Here is a 20,650-nt window from a genome sequence, read left to right on the forward strand (position 1 = left end):
TCGGTGGGACGGGTCGCCCGTTACAAGGTGTCACCGGCCACCCCCTGTTACGCCGACGCGCGGCTGCCGATCGGATTCCCGTGCGCCGGAGTTCACGGGTGAACCCCACAGTGGGAGGCACCACCTCTGCCTCACCCCTGTCATCCGACGTGTTGGGAGCAGCAGCATGTGCGAGGACGACCACGGCATCGGCAGACGCGCATTGTTCGTGACGGGCGCGGCCGCCGCGCTTACGTTGGGATCCGTGAGCTTCTCCAGAGGTCCCTCCGCCGAAGCGGCCGACAACCAGGAGACGAGGACGGTGCGCGGCACGCTGCCCACCGGCTCCCCCGACTTCGTCTACCTCCCCGTCGACGTCCCCGAGGGCGTCCGTGAGATCAAGGTCTCCTACACCTACGACAAGCCGTCCGTACCGGCCGGCACCCAGGGCAACGCCCTCGACATCGGAGTCTTCGACCAGCGTGGGACCGAGCTGGGCGGCAAGGGTTTCCGCGGCTGGTCCGGCGGCGCGCGCACCGAGTTCTTCATCCGCGCGGACGACGCCACTCCCGGCTACATCCCGGGCCCGATCCTCCCCGGCACCTGGCACATCACCCTGGGCCCGTACACGGTGGCGCCGCAGGGCCTCACATACGAGGTCACGATCACGCTCACCTACGGGGAGCGGGGCGAGACCCCGGTGCCCGTGTACCCGCCGTCCCGGGCCGAGGGCCGGGGCCGCGCCTGGTACCGCGGCGACTGCCACATGCACTCCTGGTACTCGGACGGCCGCCGCACGCCCGCGGAGATCGCGGCGCTGGCCCGGGCCGCCGGACTCGACTTCATCAACACCTCGGAGCACAACACCCACTCCTCCCATGCGCACTGGGCCGACCAGGCGGGCGACGACCTGCTGATCATGCTGGGTGAGGAGGTGACCACGCGGAACGGCCATCTGGTGGCGCTGGGCACCGACCCCGGCACGTTCATCGACTGGCGCTACCGGGCGCGCGACAACCGCTTCGGCCGGTTCGTCCGGGAGATCCGCCGGGCGGGCGGTCTGGTCGTCCCGGCCCATCCGCACGCCACCTGCATCGGCTGCGGATGGAAGTTCGGCTTCGGTGAGGCGGACGCGGTCGAGGTGTGGAACGGTCCGTTCACGCCGGACGACGAGGCCACGCTGGCGGAGTGGGACAACACCCTGGTGGCGGCGGTCCGCGAAGGGCACGCCCGGTGGCTGCCCGCGATGGGCAACAGCGACGCGCACCGAGACCCGGACGCCATCGGCACCCCGCAGACGGTGGTCCTGGCCGACGACCTGACCCGGGAGGCCATCCAGGAGGGCATCCGCGCGGGCCGCTCGTACGTCGCCGAGTCGAAGAACGTGTCGCTGGCCTTCACCGCGTCGGGCGGCCGCGGCGAACACGCGGGCATCGGCGAACGGTTGCGGGTGGACCGCGACACCCCGGTCACGGTCCGCCTGGAAGCACAGGGAGCGCCCCGCTGCACGGTCCGCTTCGTCACCGACCAGGGCGTGCTGTTCACGAGCGATCCGCTGCCGGTGGCCGGGGCGGGCACGGTCGAGTGGCACACGACGCCGGCGTACGCGGCGTACGTACGGGCGGAGCTGCGGCACGAGGCGGCGGTGGGCCCGGTGCCGGGGGTGCCGGCCGCGTTCACGAACCCGATCTTCCTGGGCGGGGCGTAGGCCCTCGGGGGTGGCGCGGCTGACAGCGGTGGGCCGATGGGGAGAGCATGGGGGCATGTCACGTCATGCCGACCTCAAGTACCGGGCCGTCACGGCGTTCCAGCGCCACGTGGGCAATCCGGTGCTGCGCCGCCTGCCCCTCCAGACGGTCCTGGAGACGACGGGACGCGTCTCCGGGCTGCCGCGCCAGACCCCCGTGGGCGGGCGCCGCATCGGAGACTCGTTCTGGCTGGTCTCGGAGTACGGCGAGAGGTCCCAGTACGTCCGCAACATCCGGGCGAACCCGCGGGTCCGGGTCCGCATCCGGGGCCGTTGGCACCCGGGCACGGCCCACCTGCTCCCGGACGACGACCCCCGGGCCAGGCTGAGGACGCTGCCGCGCCTGAACAGCACGGCGGTACGGGCGCTCGGGGCGGAGCTGCTCACGGTGCGGGTGGACCTGGACGACTGAGGTCACCCGGGCAGCCCGTCACCTCAACCCGGCCACACGATCGCCTGCAACTCGCTGTACGCGTGCAGTGCGTAGGAACCCACGTCCCTGCCGACGCCGCTCTTCTTGAAGCCGCCGAACGGGGCCTCCATGTTGCGGCCGACGGTGTTCACGCCGACGCCGCCCGCCCGCAGCCGGCGGGCCACGCGGAAGGCGCGGGCGACGTCACCGGACCAGACGTAGTCGATCAGGCCGTAGTCCGTGTCGTTGGCCAGGGCTATGCCTTCCTCCTCGTCGTCGAAGGGGACGACCACGACGACCGGGCCGAAGATCTCCTCCCGGACCACTCTCATGTCGGGGGTGCAGTCCGCCAGGAGAGTGGGCGCGACGTAGAAGCCGCGGTCGTGCGGCGGGCGTTCGCCCCCGGTGACCGGCCGCGCGCCCTCCTTGCGCCCGAGTTCCACGTACGACTCCACACGGTCCCGGTGCGCCGCCGAGATCACCGGGCCCACCGCCGTGCCCCGCTCGCGTGGGTTCCCGAGTGTCAAGTGACCTGCGTACTCCGCCAGTTGGGACACCAGGCGGTCGCACACGCCCCGCTGCGCGATCACTCGCGTCGGAGCCGTGCAGATCTGGCCGCTGTAGAAGGAGAACGTGGTGCCTATTCCGGCCACCGCCGACTCGAGGTCCGCGTCGTCGAAGACCAGCGCCGCCCCCTTGCCTCCCAGCTCCATCAGCTGCCGTTTCATGGACCGGCCGCACACCTCGGCGATGCGCTGCCCGACGGCCGTGGAGCCGGTGAAGCTCACCATGTCGACGTCCGGGCATTCGACGGCCGCTTCGCCGACCTCGGGGCGTGAACCGCTGACCACGTTCACGACGCCCGGCGGCGCACCCGCCTCCTGAAGCGCCTCGGCCATGCGGTACACCGACAGCGGGTCCTGCGGCGCCGGCTTCACCACCACCGTGTTGCCCATCGCCAACGCGGGCGCGACCTTGCCCGCCGGGTTCGCCCACGGGTTGTTGTACGAGGTGATGCAAGTGACCACGCCGACCGGTTGGCGCACCGCGAGCGCGCCCATGACAGCCGCCCCGCCGAACGGCCCCGCCTCGTTGATCTGCGGCGGCAGCGGCTGCTCCACCGGCTCCATCCGCGCGTACCGCCGGAACCGGGCCACCGCCACCCCGACCTGCATCCCGCGCGCCGTACCGGTGGTGGCGCCGCTCTCCGCCTGTGCGAGGTCGGCGTACGGCACGAGGTTGCGCTGCATCACGTCCGCCGCGCGGGCGAGGACCGCAGCCCGCTCCTCCGGGGGTGTGCGCGACCACGGTCCGAAGGCCTCGCGGGCCGCGGCGGCCGCCGCGTGCACCTGTTCCCGCGAGGCCTCCGGCGCCCACCCGACGATCCCCTCGGTCGCCGGGTCGACGACCTCGTAGTGGCCTCCGTCGGGCTCGACCCACGCTCCGCCGACGAACAGCCGCTGACGCTGCGTCACGTGGTGCTCACCGTCCTGGTGTCCCGCCCGGAGCGGAGCACCCTGCCCGGTACGGCCCCGGTCACCACGTCGTCCCGTATCGCCGCCACGCCGTTCACCCAGACCGCCCGCACCCCGAGCGCCCTGGAGTCCAGCCGCGGGCTCTCTCCCGGCAGGTCGTGCACCAGGGTGGCCCCTCCGGCGTCGATGCGCTCCGGGTCGAAGAGGACCAGGTCGGCATGGAAGCCCCCCTGCACCCGGCCCCGCTCCCGCAGCCCGAACAGCTGCGCGGGATCGTCGGTCAGCATCTTCACGGCCCGCTCCAGCGGCACCAACTTCCGCCCGCGCAGACAGTCCCCGAGGAACCGCGTCGTGTACGGGGCCCCGCACATGCGGTCCAGATGGGCGCCCGCGTCGGAGCCGCCGAGCAGGACGTCCTCGTGCCGCCAGGTCTCCGCCCGAAGCGCCCAGGAGTCCGGGTCGTTGTCGGTGGGCATCGGCCACAGCACCGTACGCAGCTCGTCGTTCGCGCAGATGTCGACCAGGCACGCGAAGGGGTCCTGACCGCGTTCGGCGGCGATGTCGTTCACGACCCGACCGGTCAGGCCCTCGTTGCGCGGGCTGTAGGTGTCCCCGATGACGTAACGGCCGAAGTTCACGAGGCGCCGGAAGACCCCCGCCTCCTTGGAGTCGGCGCGCCGCAGCATCTCGGCGCGGACAGCCGGATCGCGGAGTTTCGCGATGCGCTCGGGCACGGGCAGGTTCAGGACCGGTTGGCACCCGCGTCCATGGCCTCGTGGAAGAGCCGGAGCATCCGCGCGAGCTGCTCCCCGGTCGGCTGTCCGCCGATCGCTTCCGGGCCCATCACATACCGTCGCAGCGCGCAGTGCCCCACCATGAAGCCCGCGTTGACGGCGATCCGGCCTTCGAGGGCGTCCAGGTACTCCCCGAACGTGTGCCAGCTCCAGGGCGCGCCCTCCTCCAGCGCGACCAGGGACATCCCCTCGACCTTGGACATCATCCGGCGGGCGTAGTCGGCGTCCTCGGGGCGTGCGGGATTCAGCGGGGCGAGGGTGAAGCCGCAGTTGCCCGCCGCGACCGTGGTGACCCCGTGGTTCAGGGACGGGGTCGCGTACGGGTCCCAGAACAGCTGGGCGTCGTAGTGTGTGTGCGGGTCGACGAAGCCGGGGGCGAGGACGAGGCCGGTCGCCTCCTCGGAGGTACGGGACTCCTCGCGCACGGTACCGACGGTCGCGATGCGCCCGTCCCGTATCCCCACGTCCGCGGTGTATCCGGGCGCACCCGTCCCGTCGACGACGGTCGCGCCCTTGATGACGTGATCGAGCATGGGCTTGCCTCCTCAAAACCCGGTGCGGGTCATGGCGCGCAGTAAGGGGCGCGGGGCTGTGTCGACATGCTGCTCCGCCGCGCGGGCGCGACCAGCCACGACGGACCCGCAGTCGCCGTACGCCCGCCGCCGACGGCGATCAGGCGCCCTGCCGAAACCGCGTAGTGCGATGCACCGGGTCCGTGTCGATCTTCGGGATGACGTGCTCGCCGATCAGCCGGATCGTCTGGAACGTCTCCTCCTTCGGGATCCCGACCGGCAGTCCGAAGCTGAGCTGGTCCGCGCCCGCCTGCTCCCACCTCTTGCACTGGGTGAGCACCTCGTCGGGGTCGCCGCAGATGAGCAGTTCCTCCTCGATGAGCAGTTCCATGAACTCTTCGGTGGACTCGGGGAGCGTCTCGGGCCAGACAGGGAAGCCCTCGGGGCGCGGGAAGGTGTCGTGGTAGCGGAAGACCAGGGACGGCAGGTAGTGCAGTCCGCCGTTGACCGCGATCCTTATCGCCTCCTCGTGCGTGGGCGCGCAGACGGCGGTCGTCGTCACCATCACGTTGTCGTTGACGAAGTCCCCGACGGGTTCCGCGTCGACGATCGCCGTCTTGTACTGCTCCAGCACCCACTCCATGTCGGAGACCTTCTGCACGCTGAAGCCAAGCACCCCGAGGCCCTTCTTCGCGGCCATGGCGTACGACGGCGGGGACCCGGCCGCATACCACATCGCGGGGTGCGACTTCCCGTACGGCTTGGGCAGCACCTTGCGCGGCGGCAGCGACCAGTGCTTGCCCTGGAAGCCGGCGTACTCGTCCTGGAGCCACATCCTGGGGAACTCGGTGATGGTCTCCTCCCAGATCTCCTTCGTGTGGTTCATGTCGGTGATACCGGGGAGGAAGCCGAGGATCTCGTGGGAGCCGGCGCCGCGTCCGCTGCCGAACTCGAAACGGTTTCCGGTGAGGTGGTCGAGCATGGCGACCTTCTCGGCGACCTTCACCGGGTGGTTGACCTGGGCGAGCGGATTGAAGATCCCGGAGCCGAGGTGGATCCGCTCGGTGGCGTGGGCCAGATAGCCGAGGAAGACGTCGTTGGCGGAGAGGTGGGAGTACTCCTCCAGGAAGTGGTGCTCGGACGCCCAGGCGTACTTGAAGCCGGACTTGTCCGCCTGGATGACGTACTCGGTCTCCTCCATCAGCGCCTTGTGCTCCGCGAGCGGATCGGTCTCGGCCCGCTTGCCCACGTATCCCTGTACAAAGAGCCCGAATTCCAAGGAGGTTCACCGTCCCCACGAGCGTCTGCCCAAAGTCCCTACCTGACGTATCGTCAGATTCATCTGCCGCCGACTGTGGCACTGCCCGAATGGACCGTCAATACTTGACGATAAGTCAGATGACGGAGACCCCGGCCAGCCATCCGCCGTCGATCACGAACGGCTGCCCGGTGATGTAGGAGGAGTCGTCGGAGGTCAGGAAGAGGGCGAGCCTCGCCACCTCCTCCGGCTTCCCGATCCGACCGAGCGGCACGAGCCTGCGGTACAGCTCGTCCAGGGCCTTGGACATCTCCTCGGCGTCCGCGTCCGCGTCCGGGTCCAGCCGGGCCCTGTTGGACATCGGGGTGTCTATGGCGCCGGGGCACATGGCATTGACGCGGACCTTCCGGTTCGCCAGCTCGATGGCGGCGACCCTGGTGAGGCCGAGGACGGCGTGCTTGGTCGCCGCGTACGTGCCCACGGCCGCCATCCCGGTCACCGCGGTGTACGAGGCGGTGTTGACGATGGTCCCGCCGCCGGCGGCCGCGATCTCGGGCGCGACGGCCTTGATCCCGAGGAAGCAGCCCACCTGGTTGACCTGTACGACGTTCATGAACTCGTCGAGGGGCGTGTCGACCAGCGCGTTGAACCGCAGGATCCCGGCGTTGTTGACCAGCCCGTCGATGTGCCCGTGCGCCTCCTTCGCGGCGGCCACGGCGGCGGCCCATTCGGCCTCGCGCCCCACGTCGAGGTGGACGTAGTGCTGCCCCAGCTCCTTGGCGAGCGCCTCCCCCCGGTCGTCGAGCACGTCCGTGAGGACGACCCGGGCGCCCTCCGCCGTGAACAACCGCGCCTCCTGCTCACCCTGTCCGCGCGCCGCACCGGTGACGATGACGACGCGCCCGTCCAGCTTGCCCATGGGTCTCCTCAGTCAAGGTGGGGGGCCACCTCGGCCCCGAACGCCGCTATCTGGTCCGTGAGTTCGGCACGGCTCCGGCAGCGGAACCGCACCTGGATCTGGTGCACGCCCATCGCTCCGTACGCGCGCAGCGACTCGGCGACCGCCTCCGGAGCGCCGCTGATCGTGCGCCGTCCCACGTCCCAGCGCGGATCACCCACGTAGAGCGGTTCGGTGATGGCACCCACGGTGAGGGTTTCCTCGATGCCCGCCTCCACCCGGAGCCGGAGGAGCCGGGCGATCTGAGCGGGCAGCCGGTCACGCGGGTCGCCCTGCGGCAGCCAGCCGTCGCCCTTGAGCGCGGCCCGGCGCACGGCGGCGGGCGAGGAGCCGCCGACCCAGAGGGGGACGCTCTCCTGCACCGGCCGTGGCCGCTGCCCGAGCCCCTCGAAGTAGTACGACTTGCCGTGGTGTACCGGGAACTCGTCCGGCCCGAGCGCCGCCCTCAGGGCGTCGATCGTCTCGTCGAGCACGGCGCCCCGCCGCCCGAAGTCCACCCCCAGCGCCTCGAACTCCTCCCGCACATGCCCGGCCCCCACACCGAGGACGAGCCGTCCGCCGGAGAGGTGGTCGAGCGTCGCGTACTGCTTGGCGGTGACCAGCGGATGCCGCAACCCGACGATCGCGACATGGCTCAGCAGCCGCACGCGTTCGGTGACGGCCGCGAGATGGGCGAGGGTGGCCAAGGGGGCGTACCAGACCGTACCCATGGAGTCGGCCAGGCGTCGCGGGACGGCGACGTGGTCGCAGCTCGCGACGTAGTCGAACCCGGCGCGCTCGGCGGCCCGGGCGATCTCGACGAGGTCGGCCGGCCCCGCGCCCGCCTCCCACTCCTCGGCATAGATCGTGCTCTGGGACTGGACGGGAAGCTGCATCCCGTACCGCAGACGCCCGCTCAACAGGTGCCGCCCGGCCCGGCCCACAGCCCGTCCTCCGTCAGGCCCAGCAGGTCGATGGCGTTGCGCCGGACGATCCGCTCCACGACGTCCGCGGCCAGATGCCCCATCTGGGTCTCGCCGATCTCGCGTGACTTCGGCCAGGTGGAGTCGGAGTGGGGATAGTCGGTCTCGTAGAGGACGTTCCCCGCCCCGATGGCGTCGAGGTTGCGCAGTCCGAAGGCGTCGTCGAAGAAGCAGCCGAAGACGTGGTCGGCGAAGAGCTCGGACGGCGGACGGTGGACCTTGTCGGCGACGCCGCCCCAGCCGCGGTTCTCCTCCCACACCACGTCCGCGCGCTCGAGGATGTAGGGGATCCACCCGATCTGACCCTCCGCGTACATCACCTTGAGGTTCGGGAAGCGCTCGAACTTGCCGCTCATCAGCCAGTCGACCATCGAGAAGCAGCAGTTGGCGAAGGTGATGGTGGAGCCGACGGCGGGCGGCGCGTCGGCGGAGGTGGACGGCATCCTGCTGCTGGAGCCGATGTGCATCGCGACGACGGTGCCGGTCTCGTCGCAGGCGGCGAGGAAGGGGTCCCAGTCGTCGGTGTGGACGGACGGGAGCCCCAGGTGGGGCGGGATCTCGGAGAAGGCGACGGCACGGACGCCGCGGGCGGCGTTGCGCAGTACCTCCGCCGCCGCGAGCTCGGCGTCCCAGAGGGGGATGAGGGTCAGCGGTATGAGACGGCCCTGCGCCTCGGGGCCGCACCGCTCCTCCACCATCCAGTCGTTGTAGGCGCGCACCCCGAGCAGCCCCAGCGCCCGGTCCTTGGCCTCGGTGAAGGTCTGACCGCAAAAGCGCGGGAAGGTCGGGAAGCAGAGGGCGGACTGGACGTGGTTGACGTCCATGTCGGCGAGGCGCTGGGGGACGTCGTACGAGCCGGGGCGCATCCCCTCGTACGTGATGACCTCGAGCTTGATCTCGTCCCTGCTGCACCCGACGGCCGTGTCCAGACGAGTGAGGGGCCGGTGCAGGTCCTCGTACACCCACCAGTCGCCGAGCGGGCCGTCGTCGCCGGGCGCACCCATGACGGGGGCGAACCTGCCGCCGAGAAAGGTCATTTCCTTCAGGGGCGCACGGACGATACGCGGGCCGACGTCCCGGTACTTCTGCGGGAGCCGGTCCTGCCAGACGTTCGGGGGCTCCACGGTGTGGTCGTCGACGGAGATGATCTTCGGGAAGGTTCCGTCGGTCGGTGAGGTCTCCATAGCCGGACACGCTAGCGCCGATCTGACGGTCCGTCAGCTGTCGTGGAGGCCCTTCCGGCACGGCAAGAACATGTGTGGGCCTTGTGACGCACCGTGCGACGCCCTGTGATCGCCGTCTCCCAGAGCTGACGCATCCGCCATGAACAAGGCAAACTGGCCTCCTGATTGTGGTCGGTTCGGCAGGGGGGCCTGGGGGCAGCGATGGACGGTGTACCGCGAGTACCTGAGCAACGGGGTCCCGAGGAATCGGCGACGCTGCGCTTCGGCGTGCTCGGACCGGTGCGCGCGTGGCGCGGAGAGGAGCTGCTGGCCACGGGCTCGCCTCAGCAGCGCGCCCTGCTGGCCGCGTTGCTGCTGCGTGAGGGCCGTACGGCGACGGCGTCCGAGCTGATCGACGCACTGTGGGGGGACGAGCCGCCGCCGCGGGCGCTGGCGGCGGTACGGACGTACGCGTCCCGCCTCCGCAAGATCCTCTCCCCCGGGGTACTGCTCAGCGAGTCGGGCGGGTACGCGCTGCGGCTGCGTGACGCCCGTTCCCTGGACCTCGCGGCCGCCCAGGAGCTGGCCGCGGAGGCGGAGAAGGCCAAGAACGCCGGGGATCTGCGCCATGCCCGGCACGTGCTGAACGAGGCGCTGGCGCTGTGGGACGGGGAGCCACTGGCGAGCGTGCCCGGCCCGTACGCGGACACGCAGCGGACGCGCCTGGAGGAATGGCGCCTCCAACTCCTCGAATCCCGCCTGGACATGGACCTGGAACAGGGCTGCCACGCGGAAGCGGTCTCCGAACTCACGGCCCTGACGGCGGCGCACCCGCTGCGCGAGCGCCTGCGCGAACTGCTGATGCTGGCGCTGTACCGGTCGGGCCGCCAGGCGGAGGCGCTTGCGGTGTACGCGGACACGCGCCGTCTGCTGGCGGACGAGCTGGGGGTCGACCCACGCCCGGGTCTGAGGGAACTCCAGCACCGGATCCTGCAGGCGGACCCGGGCCTTGCGGAACCGTCGGCACCTGCCCCGGAACCTTCCGCCGCACCCGTGCGTCCGGCACAACTCCCCGCCTCCGTCCCCGACTTCACGGGACGGGCGTCCTTCGTCGCCGAGCTGAGCGACGTGCTGGCGTCGGCGGAGGGCCGGGTGATGGCGGTCTCGGCCCTGGCCGGCATCGGCGGCGTCGGCAAGACGACCCTCGCCGTGCACGTGGCACACCAGGCCCGTAGCGCCTTCCCCGACGGCCAGCTGTACGTGGACCTTCAGGGCGCGGGCCCGCGGGCGGCGGAACCGGAGACGGTGCTCGGCTCCTTCCTCCGCGCCCTGGGCACGGCGGACTCGGCGATCCCGGACTCCCTGGAGGAGCGCTCGGCCCTGTACCGCTCGATGCTGGACGGCCGCCGGGTCCTGGTCCTGCTGGACAACGCGAAGGACGCGGCCCAGGTACGCCCGCTGCTTCCGGGCACGGAGGGCTGCGCGGCCCTGGTGACCTCCCGGGTCCGGATGGTGGACCTGGCCGGCGCGCACCTGGTGGACCTCGACGTGATGTCCCCGGACGAGGCGCTGTCGTTGTTCACGAAGATCGTGGGCGAAGAGCGGGTGGCGTCGGAGCGCGAGGCCGCGCTGGACGTGGTGGCGGCATGCGGCTTCCTGCCCCTCGCCATCCGGATCGCGGCGTCCCGCCTGGCGGCGCGCCGCACCTGGACGGTCTCTGTCCTGGCGGCGAAGCTGGCTGACGAGCGGCGCCGCCTGGACGAACTCCAGGCGGGCGACCTGGCGGTCAAGGCGACCTTCGAACTGGGGTACGGACAGCTGGAGCCGGCCCAGGCCCGCGCGTTCCGTCTGCTGGGCCTGGCGGACGGCCCGGACATCTCGCTGACGGCGGCGGCCGCGGTGCTGGACCTGCCGGTGGAGGCCACGGAGGACCTGCTGGAGTCCTTGGTGGACACGTCACTGCTGGAGTCGGCGGCCCCGGGGCGGTACAGGTACCACGACCTGGTCCGGCTCTACGCGCGTGCGTGCGCGGAGAGGGATGAGCATCCGCCGAGCGAGCGGGATGCGGCGTTGTCGCGGTTGCTGGACTTTTATCTGGCCACGGCGGCGGGGGTTTATGCGATCGAGCGGCCTGGGGATCGGCTGGTGGATCACCTGGAGAAGACCCGGACCGCCGGACTGGCCTTGGCGGACCGGCGTGCGGCCCAGGACTGGCTCTACTCCGAGGCCATCCCCCTCCTCGCGTGTGTTCGGCAGTCGTCCGACGATGCCCGGCTCAGGCGGGCGGTCGACCTGCTGTGGGCCACGGTGGACCTGGCGGAGTCCGGGGCGAACTCCAAGGAGTACGAGGCGGCGGCCACGGCCCTGCGCGATGCCGCACGCGCGGCGTCGGACGGCCGCGCGGAGGGCCGGGCCGTTCTCGTCCTGGCCAACGCCCGGCACTGGTCCGGATACTTCGATGAGGCCGATCAGGAGGCGCGGCAGGTTCTCAGGCTCTCCGAGGCCGCCGAGGATCCGTTGCCCTGCTGCTGGGCGGCGAACATCCTGGGCGCCTTCGCCTTCTATCAGAACCGCTACTCGGAGGCCGAGGAGCATCTCGAGAGGGCCATCAAGGACTTCCGCGCCTGCGGCGACCTGTCGGGCACGGCAGCTGCCCTGTGCAACCTCTCACGCCTGCACCTGGCGACGGACCGCGCCGACAGCGCCGTGAGCCTCGCGCGGCAGGGCACCGAAATGTATGAGGAGCTGGGGCACACCCTCAAGGCCGCGAACGGCCACTACGCGCTGGGCATGGCCCTCAGCAGGAACGGCCAGCTGTCCGATGCCTCCGCCCGCCTCAGGGACGCCCTCCAGGTCTTCCGCACCAGCCGTCAGCGGCTGTGGGAGGGTATGACCCTGTTCCGTCTCGCCGAAGTGGATCTCGTGGCCCAGCGCCCCGCGCAGGCGGCGGCCAACGCCGAGATGGCCCTCTCGATGCTCAGGGGCATCGGCGGGGAATGGCGCCGGGGCAACGTACTCACCGTCCTCGGCAAGTCGTTGAGCGGAATCGGCCAGACCGGTCGGGCCCAGGTCTGCTGGCGCGAGGCTCTCGAGATCTACGAGAGGCTGCACTCACCGGAAGCCGCAGAGGTACAGGCACTGCTGGCCCCGGCAGCGGCCGCGTAGCACATGACACCACCGTTCATCGTTCGTTTATCGCCACCAGGCACTCTCTTCCTTGTCGATCCGCTGCGTCGGGGGCAGGCGGACCGCCGGTGAGATCGCCGAACTCGCAGAATAGGGTGGGCGATTTGAGTGGCCCGCCCGGCCACCCTCGGGGGAGTGGCCGGGCGGGCCCTCGACAGTCCAACAGCAACAACCATGGGGAGCCACCAGCATGAGCGACACCAGCAAGGACGAGCCGGTCGTCCAGCCGGACAACACGCACATCACCGACGCCGAGGCCGGCACGGCCGTCCAGCCGCTCAACACGCACATCACCGACGCCGAGGCCGGCACTACCGTCCAGCCGCTCAACACGCACATCACCGATGTCGACGACGGTGAAGCCACGCCGGACAACACGCACATCACGTCCGAGCCCAGCTAGACCTTCTTCCCACACGGGGATCGGCCGCGACGGCGCGGAGGGGGAGCCGTCGCGGCCGAGGTATGTCAAGAAGGCGGCCCTCGAACTGGCCGCCGACAACCCGCTGGGCGTCGGGCTCGGCCGGTCGGGCGCCGCCATATCCGCCACCCTGCCCGGCGACCGGGTCTTCGTCCACGCCCACAACCTCTGGTTGAACTGGCTGGTGGAAGCAGGGCCGCTCGGTCTGCTCGCCATCACCTCGGTGGCCGTGATCGCCTGGGCCTCGGCGGCCCGCGCCGCCCGTGCGAAGTCGGTCATCGGGACCGCAGGGCTCGCCGCGCTGACCGGGTTCTTCCTGGTGAGCATGATGGATCATCCGGCCAACCTGGATCGCATCGATGTGCTGTTCTGGTTCGTGCTGGCCGTGGTCATGGCCGAAGCCCGGGCCGGTCGGCGCCGCTCGGGCTCCGCCCCCGTCGCCGCCCGGCCCGACCACCCCAGGTACGGGCCTCAACGCCTCCGCGTCGACGAGCCCGCCGCGCCCCGCCCGGCGTAGTAGCCCGCCAAGCCCCGCTCACCCCTGAAGGCGGCCCTCCTCAAGCACCCCGGCAACGTGGAGGTAGAACCTGCGCGCCGCCTCCACGGCCCCCGACACGTCGGCGAACCCCCGGTCGCGGGCCGCCGCGTCGAGGGACGGGACGTCCGTGGGCGGCACGCCCCACCGCTCGGCGAGATGCGCGACCAGCAGGTCGGGACGCAATCGCGTCACCGAGCGGTGCGGTGCCGACGCGGCCACCCGTCTCGTTCACCCGCCACGCGGCACGGACCGCGGCCGCGCTGTCGAGCCTCTCATCGGGTACACCAATGCGTCGCCCATCCCGGACTCACTCGGCCGGCGGCACGCGTTCACCGCGCTGTAGTGAGACAGTTCCGGGTCCGAGAAAAGGTCGTCGAGACGGAGACCGGACACCTGACCGGTGGTCGGCTGGGTCGGCATGTGAACTCCCTGCGTTCGAGAGCCCGGACAGACTTCAACGTACGAGGAGCGTCATGTCAGGCTAGAAGGAGCGGTCAGCCCCCGCAAGACTCCCTTGACCACCTTGCCGCTCGCATTCCGCGGCAGCTGCCCCACGAACTCCACCGCCCTCGGCACCTTGTAGTTCGCCATCTCGCGGCGGGACCAGGCGATCAGGTCGTCCCCCGTCAGTGCCGAGCCGGGGCGCCGCACCACGTACGCCTTGCCGACCTCGCCCAGCCGTGTGTCCGGTACGCCGATCACCGCCACGTCCGCCACGTCCGGGTGCAGACCGAGCAGTTGCTCTATTTCCGCCGGGTACGCGTTGAAGCCGCCCACGATGAACATGTCCTTGATCCGGTCCGTGATGCGGAGGTTGCCGGAGGTGTCCAGGACTCCCACATCGCCCGTACGGAGCCAGCCGTCGGGGGTCAGGACCTCCGCCGTGGCACGCTCGTCCTCGAAATAACCCTGCATGACGTTGAAACCGCGGACCAGGACCTCGCCCGGGGCGCCGGGGGGAAGGGGAGTGCCCTTCGCGTCGGTCACCCGTACCTCCGTTCCGGGTATCGCGCGGCCCGACGTCGTCGCGATCACCGAGGGCTCGTCCCCACTGCGGCACATCGTCACGAAACCGCTCGCCTCCGACAGGCCGTACGCCGTCAGGACCGTCTCCACGCCGAGTTCGCCGCGCAGGCGTTCCACCAGGCGGAGTGGGATCACCGCTGCTCCCGTCACCACCAGGCGCAGGGCCGAGAGGTCGTGGGCGTCGCGGGAGGGGTGGTCGAGGAGGGACTGGTGCAGCGTCGGCGGGCCCGGCAGGACCGAGACCCGCTCCGCCGCTATGTTCGCCAGCGCCGTGTCCACGTTGAACACCGGCTGCGGGATCATCGTCGCGCCCCGCATCAGACAGGCCAGCACGCCCGCCTTGTAACCGAAGGTGTGGAAGAAGGGATTCACGATCAGGTAGCGGTCGCCCTGCCTCAGACCCGCGAGGTCGGTCCAGATCTCGTATGCCCTCAGCGTCTGCCCGTGCGTGATCACCGCGCCCTTCGGGCGGCCCGTCGTGCCCGAGGTGAAGATGATGTCCGAGGGTGCGGCACCGGTGAGGGATGATGCCCGCTCCCGTACCTCGCGCTCGCCCACCCCCTCCCCGGCCGCCAGAAAGTCCTTCCATGTGCGGAAGTCGGCGGGGGCGTCGTCCGAGAGCACGACCACCTCTTCCAGGTGGGGGAGGCCGGGTAGGGGGGCCGTCACCCGGTCCCTCCCCCGCCGCCCGGCGCAGCGACGCCACGTACGACGTCCCCAGGAATGTGCCCGTCACGAACAGCAGCTTCGCGCGGCTGCGCTCCAGTACGTACGCCGCCTCCGTGCCCTTGAAGCGCGTGTTGAGCGGGACCAGGACCGCGCCCGCCGACACCGCTCCCAGCGCCGAGACGATCCAGTCCAGGGTGTTCGGCGCCCAGATCGCCACCCGGTCGCCGACGCCGACCCCCTGCGCGAGGCAGGCCGCAGCCGCGCGTTCCACGCGGGCGCCCAGTTCGTCGTACGTGATCCGGGTACGGCCCTCGACCACCGCCTCGCTATCGCCGTGACGACGGGCTGCGCTCCGTACCAGCCCCGGAATGCTGCCCCACTCCACGTCACCGCGCACGGCCCGCCTCCAGAAACCAATGAAACGCATAGCTGACTATCCGTCAGATCAGCTGTAGCCTGACGGGCTGTCAGCCGCCCGTCCCGACTCCAGCGGAGGTGTGCCCATGGCAGCGACAGGGCTCAAGGACGCGACCGCCATCGTCGGCATCGGACAGACCGCCTTCGCCAGACGACTCCCCGAATCCGAGAAGGCGTTGGCCTGTCGCGCCGTCCTCGCCGCCCTCGACGACGCAGGGATCGCACCCGGCGAGGTCGACGCGCTGGCCTCGTACACCATGGAGGAGACCGACGAGGTCGAAGTCGCGAAGGCGGTCGGGCTCGGGGATCTGACCTTCTTCAGCAAGGTCGGATACAGCGGTGGCGGCTCCTGTGCCACCGTCGCGCATCTCGCGGCCGCCGTCGCCACCGGGCAGGCGACCGTCGGCGTCGCCTGGCGGTCTCGCAAGCGCGGCAGCGGGCCCAGGCCCTGGAAGAACACGGCGGCCCAACTGCCCACCCCTGCCCAGTGGACCCGGCCGTTCAGGCTGCTGAGGCCCGTCGACGAGATCGGGATGCTTGCCCGTCGTTACCTGCACGAGTTCGGCGCCACCAGGGATCACTTCTTCAACGTCACCCTCGCCTGCCGCAACCGCGCCAACCAGAACCCCGCCGCGATCATGTACGAGCGGCCGCTGACGAGGGAGATGTACATGAGCTCCCGGTGGATCAGCGAGCCGCTCTGCCTCTTCGACAACTGCCTCGAGACGGACGGCGCGTTGGCCTGTGTCGTCGTCTCCGCCGAGCGCGCACGTGACTGCCGGCACAGGCCCGTGTACGTCCACTCCGCCGCCCAGGGGCTGCCCTCCCAGCACCACGGCATGGTCAACTACTGGAACGACGACCCGCTCACCGGACCCGCCTGGGCGGCCGCCCGGCACCTGTGGAAGCACGCCGACTTCACCCCGGACGACGTCGACGTCGCCCAGATCTACGACGCGTTCACGCCCCTCGTACCGCTCTCCCTGGAGGGGTACGGCTTCTGCGGCAGGGGGGAGGGGGGTGCCTTCACCGAGGGGGGCGCGCTGGAGATCGGCGGACGGCTGCCCCTCAACACCGGGGGCGGCGGGCTGTCCGAGGCGTACGTGCACGGCTTCAACCTCATCAACGAGGGCGTGAAGCAACTGCGGGGGACCAGTACCGCGCAGGTCCCGGGCGCCGCCACCTGTCTGGTCACCGCCGGCGAGGGGGTTCCTACCTCCGCCCTTCTGCTGAGGAGCTGACCCATGACCGACACCCTCCTCTCCCCCGTCCACGACGAGGACGGCGCGCCCTTCTGGGAGTACGCCGCCCACGGCGAACTGCGCGTCCAGGCCTGCGCCGACTGCGGCGAACCGCGCTTCCCGCCCCGCCCCTGCTGCCCGCACTGCCGGTCGTTCGCGAGCGAGTGGCGGCCGACCAGCGGGAAGGGGCGGATCTGGTCGTACGTCGTGCCGCACCCGCCGCTGCTTCCGGCGTACGCGGCGCAGGCTCCGTACAACGTGATCGTGGTCGAACTGGCCGAGGCGCCGCGCATCCGGCTCGTCGGGAACCTGGTCACCGGCCCTGACGCGCCCTTGGACTCGATGGCCCCCGACCGGATCCGCATCGGCGCGAGGGTGCAGGTCGTCTTCGGCGGGGACGGGCTGCCCCGGTGGGTTCTGGAGCGGCCGTGAGCGAGGGGCTGCGGATCACCGCCGACGAGGAGACCGGGGTCGCGGTCGTCACCCTCGACCGGCCGGCCAAGCTCAACGCCATCGACCTGCCGACGGCCGCCGAACTCGGCACCTGCTGGCGCGGGTTGCGCTTCGACGACTCCGTACGCGCCGTCGTCCTCACCGGTGCCGGTGAGCGGGCCTTCTGCACGGGACTCGACCGCGAAGCCGTCGTCCCGCAGCCGAACTCGCCGTACATGGTGGACGATCCGCTGCTCAGGATCGGGCCGAAGGCGAACGACCTGTGGAAGCCGGTGATCGCCGCCGTACGCGGCATGGCCTGCGGAGGGGCGTTCTACCTGCTCGGGGAGAGCGAGTTCGTCGTGGCGGACACGACGGCGGCCTTCTTCGACCCGCACACCACCTACGGGATGGTGAGCGCGTACGAGTCCGTCTACATGGCGCACCGGATGCCGTACGGGGAGGCGGCGCGGATGGCGCTGATGGGGAACGCCGAGCGGCTCTCCGCCCGGCGGGCGTACGAGATCGGCCTCGTTTCCGAACTCACCGCGCCGGGTGAGGCGTTGGAGGCGGCAGTGTGCTGTGCCGCCGTCATCGCCTCCTACCCGCCGGAGGGGGTGCAGGGCACCGTACGGGCCCTGTGGGCGGCGAAGGAGGCGGCGCGCGCACAGGCCTTCGCACAGGCGCCGCCGCTGATCACGCTCGGGAACCTGCCGTCCGAGCGCCAGGCGGAGCTGTTCGCCGGGCGGCGGACGGGGGGTTACCGGGTGCGGTGAGGGACCTCGACTGCCGACGGGCGACCGTCGTCGACGGGCACGAGACCGCCCCGTGCAGGTGGATGCGGACGCCCTGCCCGCCGACACCGTCACGTTCGTCACCGCATGGCGCCACTCGCGCACCGGGCGTAACGTCAGGGTGACGGCCGCCGTACGGTGCCCCTTCCGTCAGGTCCGGTACGACGGCCGTCCAGGCCGCGCGGCTCAGGCCGTCCGCGCGGTGCCCGTCCCCTTCTCCGCGTCCAGGGCGTACACACAGCGGTCCTTGCTGCACGCGTACACCACGCCGTCCTTCACCACCGGCGGACCGGTGATCTCGCCGCCGGTCGCCAGCTTCCAGCGCAGGCGGCCGTCGTCGGCCTTCAGCGTGTACAGCAGGTGGTCCGTGGAGCCGAAGTGGATACGTCCCTCCGCCACCGCCGGGGAGCCCACGATGTCGCCGCCCGCCTGGAAGCGCCACTTCGGGGTGCCCGTGACCGCGTCCAGGGTGTAGAGCCCCCTGCCGCTGCCCACGTGGACGTGCCCCGCCGCCACCAGCACCGGCTCGATCGCGGCCCGCGCCTCCGTGGCGATGCGCCAGCGGTCGCGGCCGTCCGTCGCGTCGAGGGCGTACACCGTGCCGAGGTAGTCCGCCAGGTAGATGCCCCCGCCCGTCACCGCGGGGCCCGGCACGAAGGTTGGCGGGCACAGGAACACCGCGGGCGCCTCGAAGTGCCAGCGCACCATGCCGCTGGACACCTCGACGGCCAGGACCCGGGTGCCGGCCGAGACGTACACGTAGCCGTCCGTCGCGTGCGTCAGGCGCAGGGGGACGCCGCCACAGGACGCCGCGTCCCCGATCGGGTACGACCAGCGCTCCTCGCCCGTACGCGCCTCCAGGGCCCGCAGCCGGGCGTCCTTCCACACGTACACCGTGCCCTCGTGGACGACCGGCCCCGCCTCCGGCGCCTCGAAGTCCGTCTGCGCGCCGGTGATCTCCCACAGCTTCTGGCCGCCCGACGCCTCCCACGCCTGAACGCCCCCGCCGCGGGTGCCGGTGACGACCGTGCCGCGGTCGGCCTTGAGGGAGTAGACCCAGCCGTCCATGGACAGCCGCCACAGGTCCGCGCCCTCGCGGGCGTCCAGGGCGAAGAGCGTGGGGCCGTCGGAGGCGTGGATGCGGCCCTCCGCCACCGCCATCGACCAGGCCACGTCCCGCGTCTTGAAGCGACGGCGGCCGGTCGCCACATCCAGGGCGTGCACCTCGAAGGACGTGACGTAGACGAGGTCGTCGGCGACCGAGGGGGTGCCCCAGACATCGTTCGACATGCGGAAACGCCATGGGCGCCAGCCGGAGGCCGTCTCCGGCGGTGCGGTCGTCGGCGTGACCGTGGCGGCTCCGGCCGCGCCGTTGCTCCCCGGGCTCGGCCGGGACCAGGACGCGGCGAGGCCCGCCTCCGGGGGAGGCGCCTTCACCGCGGCGGCGCGGGCGTCAGCGACCCGCGGCCCGGGCCCGATCGGCACGGACGCGCCCGCGAGCCGCACCGGGCCGGCGTCGGGCGCGCCGACCGGCACCGGCACCGGCGCCGGCACGTGCGACGGCGGAGGCGGCACCGCCGGGCGCCCGCCGCCTCCGCTGCGGTTCCCGGCGGACGGCTTCGCCGCCGGACGCCCGCCGCGTCTCGCCTCGATCAGGGAGACCGCCTTCTCGGGCAGCCACGCCGACGCCGTACCGCTGTCGTCGGACCCCGAGCCGAAGAGGTGGGGTGCCAGCTGGGCCTGGAGGTCAGCCGGGTTCGGGCGGGCGGTGGCCTCCATCTGCATGCAGGACTCGATGAGCGGGCGCAGCTCGTCCGGCAGGCCCGACAGGTCCGGGCCCTCGCGCAGCAGCATGAAGACGGTCTCGACGGGATTGGCGCCGTGGAACGGGGGATGTCCGGTGGCCGCGAACACGAGCATCGAGCCGAGCGAGAAGACGTCGCTCGCCCCGGTCACGCTGCGCGAGTCCTTCGCCTGCTCGGGGGACATGTACGCGGGCGTTCCGACGGCGACGTTCGTCATGGTCAGACGTGTATTCGAGACCCCGGAGGCGATACCGAAGTCGATCACCCGGGGGCCGTCCTCGACGACGAGCACGTTCGAGGGCTTCAGGTCGCGGTGGACCAGACCCGCTCCGTGGATGGACTGCAGCGCCTCCGCGACGCCCGCGGCCAGCCAGCGCACCGCCTGGGCCGGCAGCGGCCCGCACTCGGTCACTATCTCCTCGAGGGAGGGTGCGGGCACATACGCGGTCGCGAGCCACGGCACCGCCGCGCGCGGGTCGGCGTCGACCACGGCCGCCGTGTAGAAGCCGGAGACCGCCCGTGCGGCCTCGACCTCGCGCGTGAAGCGCACGCGGAAGAGCTGGTCCTCGGCCAGCTCGGTGCGCACCGTCTTGATCGCCACGCGACGGCCGGACGCCGAGCGCGCCAGATAGACCAGCCCCATGCCGCCGGCACCCAGCCGTCCCAGCACCTCGAACGGCCCGATCCGCCGTGGGTCGTGCTGTGTCAGCTGATCCACCACTTGCCTGCCACCTCCCCGTACGGGTCGCGTCATCCGCTTGTGCACGCGACCCCGTGCAGCGTCTCACCACCGCACCGCCGTGGCGGCACGCAGCCCGATTCTCCCTGTCCGCGCCATCGGTTGCGAACCCGAGGGCGGAA

At 71.4% G+C, this 20,650-nt stretch carries 15 protein-coding genes and 2 pseudogenes; 8 read left to right on the forward strand and 9 right to left on the reverse strand.

The window, feature by feature from the left end; all coding sequences use genetic code 11:
* Positions 1-166 precede the first annotated feature (166 nt).
* Together ACZ3TS_RS09360 and ACZ3TS_RS09365 are read left to right on the forward strand one after the other, a co-directional pair.
* Positions 167-1,687 carry a CehA/McbA family metallohydrolase gene (locus tag ACZ3TS_RS09360; protein ID WP_467615333.1) on the forward strand — a complete coding sequence of 507 codons (1,521 nt, stop codon included), beginning with the start codon at positions 167-169 and terminating at the stop codon, positions 1,685-1,687.
* Between the two features lie 55 nt (positions 1,688-1,742).
* A complete protein-coding gene (locus ACZ3TS_RS09365; protein WP_467615335.1) occupies positions 1,743-2,138 on the forward strand; it encodes a nitroreductase family deazaflavin-dependent oxidoreductase in 396 nt (131 codons plus the stop codon).
* Positions 2,139-2,161: 23 nt separating this feature from the next.
* Here the strand turns inward: ACZ3TS_RS09365 and ACZ3TS_RS09370 are convergent, their stop codons facing one another.
* The 6 genes and pseudogenes from ACZ3TS_RS09370 to ACZ3TS_RS09395 form a co-directional block, all read right to left on the reverse strand.
* On the reverse strand, positions 2,162-3,613 hold the full coding sequence (locus tag ACZ3TS_RS09370) for an aldehyde dehydrogenase family protein (RefSeq protein WP_467615338.1): 1,452 nt from the start codon (positions 3,611-3,613) through the stop codon (positions 2,162-2,164).
* A pseudogene (locus ACZ3TS_RS09375) lies at positions 3,610-4,940 on the reverse strand (N-acyl-D-amino-acid deacylase family protein). The gene ACZ3TS_RS09370 and the pseudogene ACZ3TS_RS09375 overlap by 4 nt, the downstream one beginning before the upstream one ends.
* Positions 4,941-5,079: 139 nt before the next feature.
* On the reverse strand, positions 5,080-6,198 hold the full coding sequence (locus tag ACZ3TS_RS09380; protein WP_467615341.1) for an LLM class flavin-dependent oxidoreductase: 1,119 nt from the start codon (positions 6,196-6,198) through the stop codon (positions 5,080-5,082).
* Between the two features lie 115 nt (positions 6,199-6,313).
* On the reverse strand, positions 6,314-7,096 hold the full coding sequence (locus tag ACZ3TS_RS09385; protein WP_467615344.1) for an SDR family NAD(P)-dependent oxidoreductase: 783 nt from the start codon (positions 7,094-7,096) through the stop codon (positions 6,314-6,316).
* Between the two features lie 8 nt (positions 7,097-7,104).
* Positions 7,105-8,010 (reverse strand): LLM class F420-dependent oxidoreductase, encoded by a 906-nt coding sequence (locus ACZ3TS_RS09390; RefSeq protein ID WP_467615346.1) that lies wholly within the window; start codon positions 8,008-8,010, stop codon positions 7,105-7,107.
* Positions 8,011-8,030: 20 nt separating this feature from the next.
* Positions 8,031-9,281, reverse strand: coding sequence for an amidohydrolase family protein (locus ACZ3TS_RS09395; protein WP_467615349.1), 1,251 nt, complete (start codon positions 9,279-9,281; stop codon positions 8,031-8,033).
* Between the two features lie 201 nt (positions 9,282-9,482).
* Between ACZ3TS_RS09395 and afsR the strand changes: the two genes are divergently transcribed.
* From afsR to ACZ3TS_RS09410, 3 genes are all read left to right on the forward strand, one after another.
* On the forward strand, positions 9,483-12,425 hold the full coding sequence (gene afsR, locus ACZ3TS_RS09400; RefSeq protein WP_467615352.1) for an SARP-family global regulator AfsR: 2,943 nt from the start codon (positions 9,483-9,485) through the stop codon (positions 12,423-12,425).
* A 211-nt stretch (positions 12,426-12,636) separates the two neighbouring features.
* Entirely contained in the window at positions 12,637-12,849 is a 213-nt protein-coding gene (locus tag ACZ3TS_RS09405) for a hypothetical protein (RefSeq protein ID WP_467615355.1), read from the forward strand.
* The gene (locus tag ACZ3TS_RS09410; protein WP_467615357.1) at positions 12,791-13,384 is read left to right on the forward strand and encodes an O-antigen ligase family protein; all 594 of its coding nucleotides are present in this window, start codon (positions 12,791-12,793) and stop codon (positions 13,382-13,384) included. Before ACZ3TS_RS09405 ends, ACZ3TS_RS09410 begins: the two co-directional genes overlap by 59 nt.
* A gap of 18 nt (positions 13,385-13,402) precedes the next feature.
* Here ACZ3TS_RS09410 and ACZ3TS_RS09415 read toward each other — a convergent pair whose 3' ends face one another.
* Positions 13,403-13,597, reverse strand: coding sequence for a hypothetical protein (locus ACZ3TS_RS09415; RefSeq protein ID WP_467615359.1), 195 nt, complete (start codon positions 13,595-13,597; stop codon positions 13,403-13,405).
* A gap of 279 nt (positions 13,598-13,876) precedes the next feature.
* Positions 13,877-15,497, reverse strand: a pseudogene (locus tag ACZ3TS_RS09420) (FadD3 family acyl-CoA ligase).
* 106 nt (positions 15,498-15,603) lie between these two features.
* Here ACZ3TS_RS09420 and ACZ3TS_RS09425 point away from each other — a divergent pair.
* From ACZ3TS_RS09425 to ACZ3TS_RS09435, 3 genes are read left to right on the forward strand one after another with little or no spacing between them, the layout of a single operon-like run.
* Positions 15,604-16,758 carry a lipid-transfer protein gene (locus ACZ3TS_RS09425; protein WP_467615362.1) on the forward strand — a complete coding sequence of 385 codons (1,155 nt, stop codon included), beginning with the start codon at positions 15,604-15,606 and terminating at the stop codon, positions 16,756-16,758.
* A gap of 3 nt (positions 16,759-16,761) precedes the next feature.
* On the forward strand, positions 16,762-17,190 hold the full coding sequence (locus tag ACZ3TS_RS09430) for a Zn-ribbon domain-containing OB-fold protein (protein WP_467615365.1): 429 nt from the start codon (positions 16,762-16,764) through the stop codon (positions 17,188-17,190).
* Positions 17,187-17,966, forward strand: coding sequence for an enoyl-CoA hydratase/isomerase family protein (locus ACZ3TS_RS09435; RefSeq protein WP_467615368.1), 780 nt, complete (start codon positions 17,187-17,189; stop codon positions 17,964-17,966). The genes ACZ3TS_RS09430 and ACZ3TS_RS09435 overlap by 4 nt, the downstream gene beginning before the upstream one ends.
* A 204-nt stretch (positions 17,967-18,170) precedes the next feature.
* Here ACZ3TS_RS09435 and ACZ3TS_RS09440 read toward each other — a convergent pair whose 3' ends face one another.
* Positions 18,171-20,510, reverse strand: a complete 2,340-nt coding sequence (locus tag ACZ3TS_RS09440) for an outer membrane protein assembly factor BamB family protein (protein WP_467615371.1) — start codon at positions 20,508-20,510, stop codon at positions 18,171-18,173.
* Between the last annotated feature and the right edge of the window lie 140 nt (positions 20,511-20,650).

The organism is Streptomyces sp. NPDC022910 (assembly GCF_055561075.1).